Annotated in this window: 13 protein-coding genes, 3 tRNA genes and 3 pseudogenes; 6 read left to right on the plus strand and 13 right to left on the minus strand. The window is 71.6% G+C overall.

From position 1 onward, the window contains the following. Positions 1–38: 38 nt before the first annotated feature. The 3 genes from purF to AOK00_RS13140 all read right to left on the minus strand — a co-directional run bounded on the left by purF (position 39) and on the right by AOK00_RS13140 (position 3555). Positions 39–1565, minus strand: a complete 1527-nt coding sequence (gene purF, locus AOK00_RS13130) for an amidophosphoribosyltransferase (protein WP_030318264.1) — start codon at positions 1563–1565, stop codon at positions 39–41. Between the two features lie 218 nt (positions 1566–1783). Further along, entirely contained in the window at positions 1784–2683 is a 900-nt protein-coding gene (locus tag AOK00_RS13135; RefSeq protein ID WP_055600490.1) for an META domain-containing protein, read from the minus strand. 83 nt (positions 2684–2766) lie between these two features. Next, positions 2767–3555, minus strand: coding sequence for a maleylpyruvate isomerase family mycothiol-dependent enzyme (locus tag AOK00_RS13140; RefSeq protein ID WP_055600491.1), 789 nt, complete (start codon positions 3553–3555; stop codon positions 2767–2769). Positions 3556–3633: 78 nt separating this feature from the next. On the opposite strand from AOK00_RS13140, the gene AOK00_RS13145 reads away from it, so the two are divergent. Further along, positions 3634–4047 carry a nuclear transport factor 2 family protein gene (locus tag AOK00_RS13145; protein WP_055600492.1) on the plus strand — a complete coding sequence of 138 codons (414 nt, stop codon included), beginning with the start codon at positions 3634–3636 and terminating at the stop codon, positions 4045–4047. Here the strand turns inward: AOK00_RS13145 and AOK00_RS13150 are convergent. The 5 genes from AOK00_RS13150 to purS form a co-directional block, all read right to left on the minus strand. Next, the gene (locus tag AOK00_RS13150; protein WP_055600493.1) at positions 4035–4865 is read right to left on the minus strand and encodes a M23 family metallopeptidase; all 831 of its coding nucleotides are present in this window, start codon (positions 4863–4865) and stop codon (positions 4035–4037) included. The genes AOK00_RS13145 and AOK00_RS13150 overlap by 13 nt on opposite strands. A 30-nt stretch (positions 4866–4895) precedes the next feature. Beyond that, positions 4896–5501 carry an ArsR/SmtB family transcription factor gene (locus AOK00_RS13155; protein WP_055600494.1) on the minus strand — a complete coding sequence of 202 codons (606 nt, stop codon included), beginning with the start codon at positions 5499–5501 and terminating at the stop codon, positions 4896–4898. Positions 5502–5603: 102 nt separating this feature from the next. Next, complete coding sequence (gene purL / locus AOK00_RS13160; RefSeq protein WP_055600495.1) at positions 5604–7853, minus strand: phosphoribosylformylglycinamidine synthase subunit PurL; 2250 nt, start codon at positions 7851–7853, stop codon at positions 5604–5606. Beyond that, the gene (purQ, locus tag AOK00_RS13165) at positions 7853–8533 is read right to left on the minus strand and encodes a phosphoribosylformylglycinamidine synthase subunit PurQ (protein ID WP_030318250.1); all 681 of its coding nucleotides are present in this window, start codon (positions 8531–8533) and stop codon (positions 7853–7855) included. The genes purL and purQ overlap by 1 nt, the downstream gene beginning before the upstream one ends. Next, on the minus strand, positions 8530–8775 hold the full coding sequence (gene purS, locus AOK00_RS13170) for a phosphoribosylformylglycinamidine synthase subunit PurS (protein WP_017240564.1): 246 nt from the start codon (positions 8773–8775) through the stop codon (positions 8530–8532). Before purS ends, purQ begins: the two co-directional genes overlap by 4 nt. A 366-nt stretch (positions 8776–9141) precedes the next feature. Between purS and AOK00_RS13175 the strand changes: the two genes are divergently transcribed. The 5 genes and pseudogenes from AOK00_RS13175 to AOK00_RS13195 all read left to right on the plus strand — a co-directional run bounded on the left by AOK00_RS13175 (position 9142) and on the right by AOK00_RS13195 (position 10633). Next, positions 9142–9483, plus strand: a complete 342-nt coding sequence (locus tag AOK00_RS13175) for a histone-like nucleoid-structuring protein Lsr2 (RefSeq protein WP_079041976.1) — start codon at positions 9142–9144, stop codon at positions 9481–9483. A 123-nt stretch (positions 9484–9606) separates the two neighbouring features. Next, a tRNA-Gly gene (locus tag AOK00_RS13180) sits at positions 9607–9678 on the plus strand. An 80-nt stretch (positions 9679–9758) separates the two neighbouring features. Continuing rightward, positions 9759–9834, plus strand: a tRNA-Gly gene (locus tag AOK00_RS13185). A 64-nt stretch (positions 9835–9898) separates the two neighbouring features. Continuing rightward, positions 9899–10535 (plus strand): annotated as a pseudogene (locus AOK00_RS13190) (response regulator). A 22-nt stretch (positions 10536–10557) separates the two neighbouring features. Continuing rightward, positions 10558–10633, plus strand: a tRNA-Gly gene (locus AOK00_RS13195). A gap of 84 nt (positions 10634–10717) precedes the next feature. Here the strand turns inward: AOK00_RS13195 and AOK00_RS13200 are convergent. From AOK00_RS13200 to AOK00_RS41145, 5 genes and pseudogenes are all read right to left on the minus strand, one after another. Further along, positions 10718–11626, minus strand: coding sequence for a phosphoribosylaminoimidazolesuccinocarboxamide synthase (locus tag AOK00_RS13200; protein WP_055600496.1), 909 nt, complete (start codon positions 11624–11626; stop codon positions 10718–10720). Between the two features lie 88 nt (positions 11627–11714). Next, positions 11715–13175: a N,N-dimethylformamidase beta subunit family domain-containing protein gene (locus AOK00_RS13205; protein ID WP_055600497.1), complete on the minus strand. Its 1461-nt coding sequence runs from the start codon at positions 13173–13175 to the stop codon at positions 11715–11717. Between the two features lie 320 nt (positions 13176–13495). Continuing rightward, positions 13496–15484: a hypothetical protein gene (locus tag AOK00_RS39040; RefSeq protein WP_055600498.1), complete on the minus strand. Its 1989-nt coding sequence runs from the start codon at positions 15482–15484 to the stop codon at positions 13496–13498. 251 nt (positions 15485–15735) lie between these two features. Next, positions 15736–16188: pseudogene (locus tag AOK00_RS13215) on the minus strand (phosphoribosylglycinamide synthetase C domain-containing protein); the annotation flags it as partial. A 167-nt stretch (positions 16189–16355) separates the two neighbouring features. Beyond that, positions 16356–16448: pseudogene (locus tag AOK00_RS41145) on the minus strand (hypothetical protein); the annotation flags it as partial.

Here is a 16448-nt window from a genome sequence, read left to right on the forward strand (position 1 = left end):
GTACTGCGGTTGCAGCGGGGTCTTACGGGCGACGGTGCTCACGGACGACGGAGCGCGTCGGAGGCCGCCGTGGCAGCGGGACCCGCGGCCAGTTCGGTCTCCAGGAGCTGCTTGCCGAGCAGCTCGGGGTCCGGCAGCTCCATCGGGTACTCGCCGTCGAAGCAGGCACGGCAGAGGTTCGGCTTCTGGATCGTCGTCGCCTCGATCATCCCGTCGATCGAGATGTACGAGAGCGAGTCCGCGCCCAGCGACTTGCCGATCTCCTCGATCGACATGCCGTTGGCGATCAGCTCCGCGCGGGTGGCGAAGTCGATGCCGAAGAAGCAGGGCCACTTCACCGGCGGCGAGGAGATCCGGATGTGGATCTCGGCCGCGCCGGCCTCGCGGAGCATCTTGACGAGGGCGCGCTGGGTGTTGCCGCGGACGATCGAGTCGTCGACGACCACCAGGCGCTTGCCCTTGATGACGTCCTTGAGCGGGTTCAGCTTCAGCCGGATGCCGAGCTGGCGGATGGTCTGCGAGGGCTGGATGAAGGTGCGCCCGACGTAGGCGTTCTTCACCAGGCCCGCGCCGAACGGGATGCCCGAGGCCTCGGCGTAGCCGATCGCGGCCGGGGTGCCGGACTCCGGCGTCGCTATCACCAGGTCGGCCTCGACGGGCGCCTCCTTCGCCAGGCGGCGGCCCATCTCCACGCGGGAGAGGTACACGTTCCGGCCGGCGATGTCGGTGTCCGGGCGAGCCAGGTACACGTACTCGAAGACACAGCCCTTGGGCTTCGCTTCCGCGAATCGCGAGGTACGGATGCCGTTCTCGTCGATCGCGATCATCTCGCCCGGCTCGACCTCGCGGACGTAGCTGGCGCCGCAGATGTCGAGGGCGGCGGACTCGGATGCGACCACCCAGCCGCGCTCCAGGCGGCCGAGGACCAGCGGGCGGATGCCCTGCGGGTCACGGGCCGCGTAGAGCGTGTGCTCGTCCATGAAGACGAGGGAGAAGGCGCCCCGGACATCGGGAAGGACCTTGGCGGCGCCTTCCTCGATGGTGAGCGGCTTGCCCTCGTCGTCGACCTGGGCGGCGAGGAGCGCCGTGAGCAGGTCGGTGTCGTTGGTGGCCGCGACACGGGTGCTGCGGCCTTCCTTCTTGGGCAGGTCGGCGACCATCTCGGCGAGCTGCGCCGTGTTCACCAGGTTGCCGTTGTGGCCGAGCGCGATCGAGCCGTGGGCGGTTGCCCTGAACGTCGGCTGCGCGTTCTCCCACACGGAGGCCCCGGTGGTCGAGTAGCGGGCGTGACCGACCGCGATATGACCTTGGAGGGAACCGAGAGAGGTCTCGTCGAAGACCTGGGACACGAGGCCCATGTCCTTGAAGACGAGGATCTGGGAGCCGTTGCTGACCGCGATTCCCGCGGATTCCTGGCCCCGATGCTGGAGGGCGTAGAGCCCGAAGTACGTGAGCTTTGCGACCTCTTCACCCGGAGCCCAGACACCGAAGACGCCACAAGCGTCCTGGGGGCCTTTCTCGCCGGGAAGCAGGTCGTGATTGAGTCGACCGTCACCACGTGGCACGTTTCCGAGTGTAGACGGGCTCGACCACTGGTCCGAATTGAGGAATTGCGGGGCCCGCCCCGCTCGTGCGATCCCACGAAATGATCATCTCCGGCTTGGAGGGGGCTACGAGGCAGGCGCGGTAAGGGATTCCCGCCTCCGAACCCTTCCGAGCGGACGCTCGTACCAGCACGGAAGTCCCGTCGCGATGTGACGGAGGGCACCCCGGACGGGCTCGTTCACCGGGACGCCGGGGGCTCTTGGCCGTCCGTTCCGCCTGCTCCTTCGGAGGTTCCGCCAGTCGTCGCCGTGGCCGCCGTCGCCCCCAGGCCCTCGCCCCCGGCCTTGGTGAGGGTCAGCGTCCGGTGGTCCAGGCGATAGGTGAGCGTGCCGTCGAGGAGCTCGTACAGCTTGGTCTCCAGCTGCATCTGCGGGCTGGTGCACATCATCCGAGTGGTAGCCGCCGGGCCCTCGATGGTGAGGGTCTTTCCCTCGACGCGGGCGGTCGCGGCGAAGTTGTTGCAGCCCAGGTTTCCGGTGACCCGGCCGTCCGCGCCGAGGACGAGACGGGCCTTGTCGCCACTGCCGGCCGGCAGCGAGGACGCGGTGTCCCCCGAGATCAGCCCGTCGATCTTCCAGGTGGTGCCGCGCAGCGGGAGGTCGGCCTCGGCGGTCAGTTCCAGGCCGTTGCGGCCGTCCGGGGAGGCCAGGGTGAGGGCCTCGCCCTTCTGCGTCCCCTTGAGCGGGCCGGCGAAGGCCTTGACCAGCTCCTTCTCGAAGCGCTGCCGGTCCCCGGGGCAGCCCATCTCGGTGATCTCCTGCGGGGAGACCGTCAGGGTGTCCCCCTTCACGGCGACGGTCGCGCCGAAGGTGTTGCAGCCGCTGTTCCCGCTGGCGCGGCCGTCCGCGCCGAACTCGACGCGGGCGCCGTCCGGGGCGGCGGACCTGCGGCCGTCGACCGTGACGGCGCCGATCGTCCAGTGGGTACCCGCGACGGGCAGGTCGGGGGAGACGGTGTCGGAACCGGAGCCGGAGCCCGCTCCCGCGCCACCTCCCTCCGTGCCGCAGGCGGCGAGGAGGAGGGCCATGGCGGCGGCGGATGCGGCGGATGCGAGGGTGCGCGTCGTCTGCGTCTGCATGGCGATGGGACGGGCCGGGGCGGCAGTCGGTTCCGCGGCCGGTCCCGCTGCCGGTCCGCCGGGGCCCGGGCCGTACGGGAATCTCAGCCCATCAGGGGCAGGAGGTCCTTCAGGTCGGCCCGCTCGCCGCTGGCGCCGACCCGGGCCTCGTCCAGCTCCGTCGCCCACTCCGCCCGCCCGGTCGCGAGGCGGATCCAGGTCAGCGGGTCGGTCTCGACCACATGGGGCGGGGTGCCCCGGGTGTGCCGGGGACCCTCCACGCACTGCACCACCGCGTACGGCGGGATCCGCACCTCGACCGCCCCGCCCGGGGCCTTCGCCGCGAGGGCGTCGGCGAGCAGCCGGGTGCAGGCGGCCAGGGCCTGCCGGTCGTAGGGGACGCCGGCGCCGGTCGCGGCGTTGAGGTCGTCGGTGTGGACGACGAGCTCGACGGTCCGGGTGACGAGGAACTCGCCGACGGTCATCGCGCCGAAACGGGTCGGGACCAGCCGCTCGTCGGAGACGCCCGCGAGCGCCGCCTCGTACCGCGCCGCCGTCTCCGCGAACAGCGCCGGCAGGTCGTCCGTGCCGATCGCCCGCGTGTCCTCGTCGATGCTCGCCGCCTCCGTCGCCGTGGCCAGGGGCCAGTCGAGCAGCGTGAGTTCCCGGCGGGCCGGCTCGGGCTCCCCGAGCTTGCGGGCCATCGAGGCGAGCACCATCGCCAGATGCGCCGCCAGGTCCCGTACCGTCCACTCCCCCAGCCGGGTCGGGCCGTCGAGCTGCTCGGGCGTGAGCGCCGCGACCGCCTCCCGTACGTGGCCGAACTGGGCGAGCACGGCGGCCCTGGTCTTGGCGGAGTCGTAGCGGCGGGTGCGCTTCTTGGCCGGTGGCATGGGGGCGAGGGTAGTCGGAGACTGGAAGGGGAGGGCTCCCGGCAGCGCACCTACCCGTACGAGAGGGGTCGAACAGCCATGGCCCAGCACCCTGACGGCATCGTGGTCCAGCGGGGCTACGAGGCGTTCTCCCAAGGAGACATGGAGACCCTGCGGTCGCTGATGACCTCGGACTGCACCCACCACTCACCGGGTTCCAGCCAGATGTCCGGGCACTTCAAGGGAGCGGACAACGTCCTCGAGCACTACGGGCGGCTCATGGAGCTCACCGGCGGCACCTTCCGGGTCGAGCTGCAGGGCGTGTACGCGGACGGCCGCGGCCATGCCATGTCGGTGCACAAGTGGCACGGCGACCGCATGAACCGGGGCGTCGAGATGCGTGGAGGGCTCTTCTTCACCATCGTCGGCGGCAAGATCACCGACATCGACGAGTGCGTCGAGGACATCGACGTCTCCGACGCCTTCTGGGACCAGGACGGTCAGGCCGGGTAGACCGGGTGGCGTGGCACCTCGAAGGTCTCGCCGTTCTTCGGTACGCCGACACCGCGCCAGGTGAACGGCACCCCGCTCGCCGTGTCCAGGTCGGGGCCGTCCATCAGCTGGAAGTGCACGTGCGGCTCGGTGGAGTTGCCCGAGTTCCCGCACCGGGCGAGTTCCCGGCCGGCCGTGACCCGGTCGCCCGCGCGGACGGCGAGGGAGCCGCGCCTCAGATGCGCGTACATCGCGTACGTACCGTCGCCGAGGTCGAGGACGATGTGGTTCCCGGTGATCCGGCGGGCTCCCCCGATGCTCCGCGCGCCGGACTCCATCAGCAGCAGATAGAGGACGCCGAGCAGCGAGTTGCGGCTGAGATGGTCGCGCTGCCCGTCCTCGGCGTGCACGACGGTCCCGTCGGCGACCGCGAGCAGCGGCGCGTCGAACGCCGGGAAGTCCTCGCTCCGCCGGACCACCGGCCACAGCCACGCGAAACCCGGACGGGGCCGCGCCTCGTCCTCCCGGGTGACGTCGATCGCGTAGGTCTGGCCCAGCTGGTGGGTGCCGTGGCTGGGCGTCCGGTCCGCGGGACTGTTCAGCGCCGACCAGCGACCGGTGACCGGCGGGTCCACCTCGACCGTGGCGCGGGGCGTCGCCATGACCCGGCCGCGGGCGGTCCGGGCGAGACCGACGCCGAGGCCCATCGCGGCGATCACGGGCAGCCATCCCACCCAGTACGGGTACGGCAGCTCGACGACGAACGAGGCGATCACCTGGACGACGAACGCCAGCCAGAGCACTCGGTGGAGGACCCCCACCAGTTTGCGCGAGGACATCCGGATTCCCCCTGAGGGTCGTGGTGTCGGTTACGGGCGGGCCGCGGTGAGGACCACCAGGAGCGGGACGACCCGGGCTCCCGGGACCTCGTAGCGACCGCGGCCGACGGTCCTGAGCCAGCCCGCGCCGGTCAGCAGGCGCAGGTGGTGGTAGATCTGGCCGGTCGTGCCCGTCTCTTCCAGCTCAGCCAGTTCCGCGGCGGTGCGCCGGCCGCCGAGGATCTCCCGCAGCAGGCGGAGCCGTACGGGGTGGCCGAGCGCGGCGAAGGACTCGGCGGCGTCCGCCCAGTCCTCCTCGAAAAGCTGCCCGGTGAAGGCGCCGAACTGCCACTCGTACCGCTCCCGGGTCGGAAGCCCGACCGATCCCGTGAAGACGACCGCGCCGTCCTCCCCCCGGCCCCCCGTGTCCGCCGCGAGCTGCGCCTTGAGGGCTTCGAGGGCCCAGAGCGGGCTGTCGGTGACCTCGGGCACGGGGCGCTCCGCGCCTTCGGCGGCGCTGACGGGGACGCGTCCGGCCGCACTGACGGGCACGCGTCCGGCCGCACGTCCGGCCGGGCCCTCGGCTGCGCCCTCGGTCGCGCTCTCCAGGGCCGCGATACGCCGTTCCAGCGCGGCGACCCGCTCTTCCAGCTCCATACCGTCGAGATTACGTAATTACGTAATCCACCGCAAGGAAGCAACGCGAAGGCCCCCGCCCGGACCTTCCAGTCCGGACGGGGGCCTCCCCGGTGCTTCGTATCAGGCCAGCAGGCCCGGAATCGTCGCCTCGTGCGCCGTGCGCAGCTCCGTCAGGGAGAGCGCGAACTCGCCCTGGACGTCGACGGCGTCTCCGTCGACGACACCGATCCGCGCCGCCGGCAGACCCCGCGCACCGCACATGTCGGTGAAGCGGAGCTCCTCGCTGCGCGGGACGGCCACGACCGCACGGCCGGCCGACTCGCTGAAGAGGAACGTGAACGCGTCCAGGCCCTCCGGGACGACCAGGCGCGCACCGTGTCCGCCGCGCAGGCAGGACTCGACGACCGCCTGGACCAGACCGCCGTCGGACAGGTCGTGCGCGGCGTCGATCATGCCGTCGCGCGAGGCCGAGATCAGGATCTCGCCGAGCAGCTTCTCCCGGTCGAGGTCCACGGCCGGCGGCAGACCACCGAGGTGCTGGTGGACGACCTCGGACCAGGCCGAGCCGCCGAACTCCTCGCGCGTGTCGCCCAGCAGGTAGAGGAGCTGGCCCTCTTCCGCGAACGCGATCGGCGTACGGCGGTTGACGTCGTCGATCACACCGAGGACGGCCACGACCGGCGTCGGGTGGATCGCGACCTCACCGGTCTGGTTGTACAGCGAGACGTTGCCGCCGGTCACCGGGGTGCCGAGCTGCAGGCAGCCGTCCGCGAGACCACGGGTGGCCTCGGCGAACTGCCACATCACGGCAGGGTCCTCGGGCGAACCGAAGTTCAGGCAGTCCGAGATGGCCAGCGGCTTCGCGCCGGAGGCGGCGACGTTGCGGTACGCCTCCGCCAGCGCCAGCTGCGCACCCGTGTACGGGTCGAGCTTGGCGTACCGGCCGTTGCCGTCGGTCGCCATGGCCACGCCGAGGTTGGTCTCCTCGTCGATGCGGACCATGCCCGCGTCCTCGGGCTGCGCCAGGACCGTGTTGCCCTGCACGAACCGGTCGTACTGGTCCGTGATCCAGGACTTCGACGCCTGGTTCGGGGAGGAGACCAGCTTCAGGACCTGGTCCTTCAGCTCCTCGCCCGTCTGCGGCCGGGGCAGCTTGCCCGCGTCGTCGGCCTGGAGCGCGTCCTGCCACTCCGGGCGGGCGTACGGCCGGTGGTACGTCGGGCCCTCGTGGGCGACGGAGCGCGGCGGCACGTCGACGATCTGCTCGCCGTGCCAGAAGATCTCCAGACGCTCGCCCTCGGTCACCTCACCGATGACGACCGCGATGACGTCCCACTTCTCGCAGATCTCCAGGAAGCGGTCGACGTGCTCGGGCTCGACGATCGCGCACATGCGCTCCTGCGACTCGCTCATGAGGATTTCCTCGGGCGAGAGGGTCGCGTCGCGCAGGTGGACCCGGTCGAGCTCGACGCGCATGCCGCCGGAACCGGCGGAGGCCAGCTCGGACGTGGCACAGGAGAGCCCGGCGCCGCCGAGGTCCTGGATGCCCGCGACCAGCTTCTCCTTGAAGATCTCCAGGGTGCACTCGATGAGGAGCTTCTCCTGGAACGGGTCGCCGACCTGGACCGCGGGGCGCTTCGTCGGCTTCGTGTCGTCGAAGGTCTCCGAGGCGAGGACCGAGACGCCGCCGATGCCGTCGCCGCCCGTGCGGGCGCCGTACAGGATCACCTTGTTGCCGGGGCCCGAGGCCTTGGCGAGGTGGATGTCCTCGTGCTTCATCACGCCGATGCAGCCGGCGTTGACCAGCGGGTTGCCCTGGTAGCACTCGTCGAAGACGACCTCGCCGCCGATGTTCGGCAGGCCGAGGCAGTTGCCGTAGCCGCCGATGCCGGCGACGACACCGGGCAGCACGCGCTTGGTGTCGGGGTGGTCGGCCGCGCCGAAGCGCAGCGGGTCGACGACCGCGACCGGGCGGGCGCCCATGGCGAGGATGTCGCGGACGATGCCGCCGATGCCGGTGGCCGCGCCCTGGTAGGGCTCGATGTACGAGGGGTGGTTGTGCGACTCGACCTTGAAGGTGACCGCGTACCCCTGGCCGACGTCGACGACGCCGGCGTTCTCGCCGATGCCGACGAGCATGGCGTCGTTGGCGGGGACCTTCTCGCCGAACTGCTTCAGGTGGACCTTGCTGCTCTTGTAGGAGCAGTGCTCGGACCACATGACGGAGTACATGGCGAGCTCGGCGCCGGTGGGACGGCGGCCGAGGATCTCGCGGATGCGCGCGTACTCGTCCTCCTTGAGGCCGAGCTCCTTCCAGGGCTGCTCGCTGTCCGGCGTCTCGCTCGCGTGCTTGACGGTGTCGAGGCTCATCAGGCGTTGACCAGCTTCTTGAGGATCGAGGTGAAGAAACCGAGGCCGTCCGTCTTGCCGGTGCCGACGAGCGGCTCGACGGCGTGCTCGGGGTGCGGCATGAGGCCGACCACGTTGCCCGCGGCGTTGGTGATGCCCGCGATGTCACGCAGCGAGCCGTTGGGGTTGACGTCGAGGTAGCGGAAGGCGACCCGCCCCTCGGCCTCCAGCTCGTCGAGCACACGCTCGTCGGCGACGTACCGGCCGTCCATGTTCTTGAGCGGGACCTCGATCTCCTGGCCCTCGGTGTAGTCCGAGGTCCAGGCGGTCTCCGCGTTCTCCACCCGCAGCTTCTGGTCGCGGCAGATGAAGTGGAGGTGGTTGTTGCGCAGCATCGCGCCCGGCAGCAGATGCGCCTCGGTGAGGATCTGGAAGCCGTTGCAGATACCGAGGACGGGCATGCCCGCCTTCGCCTGCTCGATGATCGTCTCCATCACCGGCGAGAAGCGGGAGATGGCTCCGGCCCGCAGGTAGTCGCCGTAGGAGAAACCGCCGGCCAGGACCACGGCGTCGACCTGCTTGAGGTCCTTGTCGCGGTGCCAGAGCGATACGGGTTCGGCGCCCGCGAGGCGGGCGGCACGCAGCGCGTCCTGGTCGTCGAGCGTTCCGGGGAACGTGACGACGCCGATGCGTGCGGTCACGACTCCACCTTCACGATGAAGTCTTCGATCACGGTGTTGGCAAGGAAGGTTTCGGCCATCTCATGGATGCGGGCGAGGGCGGCGTCGTCGACCGGTCCCTCCACCTCCAGCTCGAAACGCTTCCCCTGACGGACGTCGGCGATTCCGGCGAATCCCAGGCGGGGCAGTGCACGCTGCACCGCCTGCCCCTGAGGGTCGAGGATCTCCGGCTTGAGCATGACGTCGACTACGACGCGTGCCACTGGCACTCCCGGTGGTGTGTTGCGTGGGCGGTTCCCTCAGCGTACCTGTCTCCAAATTCTACGCGGGTAGAGATCTGAAGGATCCTCCAAAAGCCAGGCCCCGGCGCCGCCCCGCCAGGGATCACGCCCATGCCCCCGCCCGAGCACGCCCACGCAAAATTCGAGTGAAATATCGCCGACCTCATTGCACCGGGACACGCTGAAACAATTGCCAGGGCTTCACAATGCGACGCCCATCGCTGTACAAAGGAATCGAGAAGAAATCAGCATTGTCGCGGCACCGCCGTACTGTCGGCATCGCCGCACGTCAGAGGCGCCACAAGCGCCCTCTCTGCGGCGTTCGGCCGCAGGAAAGGACCGATATCCGTGGCTCAGCGTGTGGTGGTCACAATCTCCGACGACATGGACGGCGGAGAAGCGGCCGAAACGGTCGCGTTCGGCCTCGACGGGAAGATGTACGAGATCGACCTGAATGCTGCCAATGCAAAGAAACTCCGCAAGGCACTCGCCCCGTACCTCGCCGCGGGACGCAAGTTGCCGGCGAAGTCCGTGACCGGCCGGAGCGCCTCCCTGGAGTCGTACACCCACACCTCCCTCGCCCCCGACCCGGCGGCGGTCCGCGCCTGGGCGCAGTCCAACAAGATGGAGGTGCCCGCCCGCGGCCGGATCCCGAAGCGGGTCTACGAGGCCTTCCGCGCCGCGAGTTGAACGGGCCGGCCCCCGGCCGCCCGACGCGGCGGGGCGAGCCGATTTGCATTGCACCCCCCATGATCCGCTAGAGTCTGGAACACGCCGAGGGGCGAGGCCGCAAAGCCCCACCTCACGCAGCGTGCGGGTGTAGTTCAGTAGCAGAACATCCCCCTTCCAGGGGGAAGGCGCAGTGTGCAATTCCTGTCACCCGCTCTGCATCGCAAGACCGAGCACTCCGGTGCATCAGGTAGAGTGGTGCTCGCACCGCCCAGTGAAAGCTGAGCGGCAGCAATGCGGACGTGGCTCAGTTGGTAGAGCATCACCTTGCCAAGGTGAGGGTCGCGAGTTCGAATCTCGTCGTCCGCTCCAGATCGAAGGCCCCGGTTCTCTGGAACCGGGGCCTTCGTCGTGTCCCTCGACTCCCGCCGCCCCCATGACATTTGGGGCACCCCCGCCGCCCGGCTGCCCGCTGCGGCTGCGGGCCGCCGGGGACGAGCATCTGATCCGTGGCGCGGTCGCCGCGCCGCGGCGGTCTCGCGGACGATCCCGCCGTCGCCGCCGAGGCCGCTACCGGGCCCCGGGCGCTCGCCATGGCCCGCGTCCATCGCCCGGCGCCGCCGTGCTCGATCCGCGGATGCCGAGGGCGGACGATGTGAGGGTCGCCACAGCCCTGCGGGACGAACTGCCCGGCTGCCGCACCGTGATCGTGACCGGCCACGGCCGTCCCGGGCGCCTCGGGCGAGCCCTCCCGGCCCGGCGTCCGCGGCTTCGCCCCGACGACCTTCAGCCCAGCGGCTCGCCGAGATCATCCGTACCGTGCACGCCGGAAACCGTTACAGGAAAAGGGAGTTGGCGGCCGACGCCATCGACGCCGGGGACTTCCCGCCGACCGCGCGGGAGGCCGAGGTGCCCGAGTTCTCCGCCGACGGGGCACTCGTCGCGGAGATCGGCCGACACGCCTCGCTCTCCCCCGGAACCGTCCGCGACGACGTCTCCTCGGTCGCCGCGATCTCGGTGCCGAGGGCCGGCACACGACAGTGCGTCTCACACAGGCGAAAGGTTGGGTATAGTTAGCTCCGCGCTACGGCGCATGCGGACGTGGCTCAGTTGGTAGAGCATCACCTTGCCAAGGTGAGGGTCGCGAGTTCGAATCTCGTCGTCCGCTCCATGAAGAAGCCCCCGGTCGAATCGACCGGGGGCTTTCTCGTGTCCCGTGGCGTGCCCCCGGCACGGGTGCCGGGGGCCGGGGAACTCAGAAGCTGTCGGACCAGGACTTGCCGGTCAGCAGCTCGTACGCCTCCAGGTACTTGGCGCGCGTGGCGTCCACGATCTCCTGCGGGAGCGGCGGCGGGGGCTGCTCGCTCCTGCGGTCCCAGCCGGAGGCCGGGGAGGTCAGCCAGTCCCGGACGAACTGCTTGTCGTACGAGGGCTGGGCGCGGCCCGGCTCCCACTGGCCGGCCGGCCAGAAGCGCGAGGAGTCCGGGGTCAGGACCTCGTCACCGAGGACGAGCGTCTCCCCGTCGAAACCGAACTCGAACTTGGTGTCCGCGAGGATGATCCCGCGCTCACGGGCGATGTCCCGGGCCCGGCCGTACACCGCGAGGGTCGTCTGGCGCAGCAGCGCGGCCGTCTCGGCGCCGACCTGGCGGGCGACCTCCTCGTACGACACGTTCTCGTCGTGGTCGCCGACCGCGGCCTTGGTGGCCGGGGTGAAGATCGGGGCGGGCAGCTCGGAGCCGTCGCCGAGGCCCTCGGGGAGCGCGAGTCCGCAGACCGTGCGGGACTCGTTGTACTCGAGGAGGCCGGAGCCGGTGAGGTAGCCGCGGGCCACGCACTCGACCGGCACCATGTTCAGCGACTTGCAGACCGTGGTGCGGCCCGCCCAGTCGGCGGGGGCGCCGGCCGGCAGCTCGGTCGAGATCACGTGGTGCGGGACCAGGTCGGAGAGCCGGTCGAACCACCACAGCGAGAGCTGGGTGAGGACCCGGCCCTTGTCGGGGATCTCGGTGGGCAGCACCCAGTCGTACGCGGACATGCGGTCGCTCGCCACCATCACGAGGTCCCCGTCCTCGTTCCGGTACAGGTCGCGCACCTTTCCCGTGTGGAGATGGGTGAGGCCCGGGACCTGGACGGGCTCGGGCTTTTCTACGAATCCGGACACGGTTCCTCCGCGTAGGTTGATCCAGGAGCGTGTCCGATTCTCTCGCACATCCGGGCGGCCCCCGCCGCCCGGCACTGTGACCCCCCGCTCAGTCCCTCTTGCAGATCCGGTCGAGGAGGTTCGCGGTGGCGCGCTGGACCCTGGCGTCCACATGACCCGGCCGGTCGAGCGCCGGCGACCAGGCGAAGGTGCCGGAGGCGAAGACCCAGGCACCCGACGGCGCCCGGTAGAGACTCGTCTCCTGATGCCGGAGCGCCCCCTCGCCGTCGCGGTAGGGCGAGTGGGCGAGCAGGATGCGGCCCTGGTGCTCGGGGAGCGCCGTACGCGGGAAGTAGCGGTCGGCCTCGCCCGCGACCAGTCCGGGGAGCTCGTCGCCGTCACCGGCGCCGGTGGCCTCCCAGAGCCAGTGCTCGGCGTTCCGCACGACCAGCGGGTGCGGTTCGGGCACCCGGCCCGCGTACTGGATGCCGAGGAGCTGCTGCTCGGGCCGGTCGACCTCGCGCCAGAGCGCGGGCCGGCCGGGGCCGCGGCGCTTGCGGCAGGTGAGCAGCCGGTCCGGCACCCCGGACGGCGAAGGGCCCAGCTCCACCTGCCAGTACATGGTGTTGGCGGAGAGGAAGACCAGGGACGTGCCCTGGTCGCGGGCGAGCTCGACGGTCTTGCGCATCGGCACCGACCAGTACTCGTCGTGCCCGGGGAAGACCAGGCCCCGGTAGCGGCCCGGGTCGACCCGGCCCGCGTGCAGATCGCGGGTCTCGGCGTACGCCAGGTCGTATCCGTAGCGCTCGGCCCAGCGGATGAAGTCGTACGCGTGCCCGACGTGGAGCGGAAGCCCCGCGCCCGCGTACGGGCGGTCGAAGGAGACGGTGACGGCCGCGTCCTGCTCACCGAGCAGCCGGCCCTCCTCGTCCCAGGCGTGGTAGAGGCTGGCGCCGGTGCGACCGTCCTCCGGATAGAGGTTGTACGCCTGCCAGGTCACGTCCGGGAGGACGAGGAGAAGATCGGCCGGGTGGTTGTCTCGGACCGTGAAGGGGATGTGCGAGCGGTAGCCGTCGGCGGTGGTGAGGACCGCGACGTACGCCCCGATCGACCAGTAGCTGGGGACCTGCAGCCGCCAGGACTGCCACCAGTGGTGGCAGGAGACCGTGCGGTCGGCGGTCAGCGGGGCGGGCTGGACGATCCCGGAGAGCCGGGGGCTCGTGGTGATCTTCGCGGCGCCGTCGCCGCCGTAGTGACCGATCCGGTAGACGTCGACCGAGAACTGCTGCGGCGGGTCCACCGTGATGTGGAAGTCGATCGACTCGCCCGGTGCCACGGCTCCGTCGGAGGCGAAACCCTTGATCTGGCGCCGGACGTCGTCGGCCGTGCGCGGGCCGCCGCTGCCGCCCCGGGCCAGGATCTCGTCCGCGTACCAGGGGACCATCTGCCCGGTGTCGTCGAAGTAGTTCTCGGAACCGCGCAGCCAGGGCAGCGGGCCCTGACCGAAGGGATCGGTGACGGCGTGCGCGAGCGCACCCGACTCCCACCGTCTGATCTGATCCGCCCCCATGCTGCGCCCCTCCCTCGACTCCCCCGGGTCGGCTGGTCAGTGCCTGTCTGCTTGTGTCGACTCGTGCCCCTGGTCCAGGCTTCTGGATCGTGCCTCTGTCAGTGGCGGTCTCCAGCACATCACATAACGCACGCACTCCGTCACCGTTCGTCGTGAATTGACGAGAGTGGAAGGCGGGGCTCCGAAACGAGTGATCCGGACGGCCGGCGGAACGCCTCCGGATGGCTTCCGGATGGCTTCCCGGGCCTGCGGGACGGCTCCGGGCGGCCTGCGGGACGGCTTCCGGGCCCGGACCGGTCTTCCGGGACCTCCCGGAGCCATCAGACCAGGCGTACGGGCTTCTCGGGGCGCACCCCCGTGCGGGCCAGCCAGACCCGCAGCGGCTCCGGGTCGCCGTCCTCGACGAGCGCGAGGACACGGGGGCCGAGGTCCGTCGCCCGCTCGCCACCGACGAGGAGCGCGGGACCGTCGAGCCAGTCGAGGCCGGGGGTGGCCTCGGCGGTGTCCACGGCCGCGCAGCAGACCATCGCGGTGACGTGGTCGGCGAGCAGGTCGCGCCCGGAGCGGGGCGGCTGGAGCGGGAAGAGCGGCAGCGGGCCGTCCGGACCGCTGACGGCCACGGGGGGTGCGGTGCCGGAGTGCCGGTCGTCCTTCTCGGCGCTGCGGGCCGCCGCCTCGGCGGTCAGAGCGGTGGCGGCCACGCGGGCCTCCCGGGCGGCCTCCTCGCGCGCGAGGAGCGCGCTGAGCGCGCCGGCGAGCGCCTCGGCGGCGGGGTTGACGGCCTCTTCGACGTCCTCGGTGTCGAGGTCGTCGGTGTCGAGGTCGTCGGTGTCGAGGTCGGTGTCGAGGTCGGCGTCGATGTCCGCGTCGGTGGCGGTCGCGGCGTCGGTCGTCGCGGTGTCGGCGGCGGCGTCGGTGACGTGGGCGTCGTCCACCGGGAGTGAGTGCTCCTGGGGCGCGGCCTCAAGGGCTGCCCCGTCGGCATCGGCATCGGCGACGGCATCCGTGTCGGCGGGCTTCCTCGGCTCCGTGGCGAGGTGGGCGATCACGCGGGTCAGGGTCGGGCCGTCGGCGGCGCCCTCGCCGCCCCCGCCCCCTGCCGCGGAATCCGCCAGGCCGAGGCCGTCGAGGACCTGGTGCAGCCGGGCCGCGTCGGTGCGCCACTTCCGGTCGACGACCTCCTCCGGGTACTGGCTCCACTCCACCGGGGACCAGTCGGGCCCGGCCTCGGCCGGGCCGCCGTGGAAGAGACGGGCGGCGAGCAGCGAGGTGGCCTCGTCGACCGCGCCCGGCTCCTCCAGGAGGTCGCAGGCGGGCCGCTCGCCGAGCCGGGACGAGAAGCCGTCCGCGAGCCGGTCGCGGCGGGAGAGCTCGGTCAGGGCGGAGACCACGCCGGCGTCGAGCTTGGCGGGCCAGCGGCCCATCCGCCAGGCGGGCAGCGCGACGCGGGTCAGGAGCCGGTCCCAGCCCGCGTACGCCAGGCCGACCTGCTCCTGGGCGACGATCCGTACGCCGTAGTCCACGGCCTGCGCGCGCTCGGAGCCGGCGGCGGCGACCCCGCGCTCCATCTCGGCGGCGTGCCCGCGGCAGGCACGGAGGAGGACGCGGGCGACCTGCCCGACGCCGTGCGCGCCGAGACGGCGGACCGGGTCGAGGCCGGGGGTCCCGGGCACGGCCACGGCGGCGTCCAGACCCCGGACGAAGCGGCGGGCCGCGGCTATGTCGGGGTGTGCGGCGGGGCCCGTACCGGCGACGACCGGGGCGAGGACCGCCCGCAGCTCGCCGACGCGCATCCACCACAGGAACGGCGAACCTATGACGAGGACGGGGGCGCCTTCGCCCTCCCCCTCGCCGCCCGGTGTGCGCAGCGCGCGGTGGGCCCGGTGGGTGCGGTCCTCCAGCCAGCTGTCGCAGTCCGGGGTCAGGGCTATCGCGGCGGGCGCCGGGACGTCGAGCCGGTCGGCCAGGTCCCGGACGAGCCGGTAGAGGTCGGGGGCCGCGGTCTCGGCGAGCTCAACCGTCGGTGTGGCGGCCGGACGGGCCCGGGCGACCACGAGGGCGACGGCGGCGGAGGCGAGGAGGACGAGGACCGCGAGGACGGTCACCGCCCAGCGGGCCGCGTCCCAGCCGGAGCCGGTGAAGTGGCCGGTGATCCCGCCCGCGTAGAGGACGACGGCCACGGCGGCGGGCAGGACCGCGAGGCCCAGCGCCCTGCCGCGGACCCGGAGGACGGCGAGGGCCCGGGAGCGCGCGGCGCGCGCTCCCCACTCCTCGCCGACAACGGAACCGGTACCGGACACGCCGTACATCACCCCCTCCTGCCCTCGTCGGGACTGCCTGTGGCGGTATTGCTCACTCCCCCACTGTGGCACCCGCCACCGACATCGCAATGCCGGTGGGCCAAGTGCCGGAACGCCTTCGCCGCACCCTAGTTGGGGCTTCGGCGGACGTCATCCGGATGGCCCAGCCGTCACTCGAAGGTATGGCTTTGGGCAAAGGTGATGGATTTCGCGCGGCCGTACGATCCACCGCACGGCCGCGCGAGAAATCGGCGGCCCCGTCAGGCCTCGGCGGCCTTCCGCGCGATGTCCGTGCGGTGCTGCGAGCCGTCAAGGCGGATACGGCCGACCGCCGCGTAGGCACGCTCGCGGGCCTGGGCCAGGTCCGTTCCGGTCGCGGTGACCGAAAGGACGCGGCCGCCCGCGCTGACGATCGCGTCGCCGTCCCGCTTCGTCCCGGCGTGCAGGACGTACGCGAGCGGGGCGTCCTTCTCGGCGACCTCGTCGAGGCCCTCGATCGGGTCGCCCGTACGCGGGGTCTCCGGGTAGTTGTGCGAGGCGATGACCACGGTGACCGCGGCGTCGTCGCTCCAGCTCAGCGGGGCCTGGTCGTCCAGGGTGCCGTTGGCGGAGTTCAGCAGGACGCCGGCCAGCGGGGTGCGGAGCCGGGCCAGGACGACCTGGGTCTCGGGGTCGCCGAAGCGGGCGTTGAACTCGATGACCCGGACGCCGCGGCACGCCGTTCTCCGGTCTGCTGTACGCGGGTCTGGCGATCACCAGCCGCGGCGTCGTCGCTCCAGCTCAGCGGGGCCTGGTCGTCCAGGGTGCCGTTGGCGGAGTTCAGCAGGACGCCGGCCAGCGGGGTGCGGAGCCGGGCCAGGACGACCTGGGTCTCGGGGTCGCCGAAGCGGGCGTTGAACTCGATGACCCGGACGCCGCGGCTGGTGATCGCCAGACCCGCGTACAGCAGACCGGAGAACGGCGTGCCGCGGCG

The sequence above is a fragment of the Streptomyces aureus genome, from assembly GCF_001418135.1.
GTDB classification, from domain to species: Bacteria; Actinomycetota; Actinomycetes; order Streptomycetales; family Streptomycetaceae; genus Streptomyces; species Streptomyces aureus_A.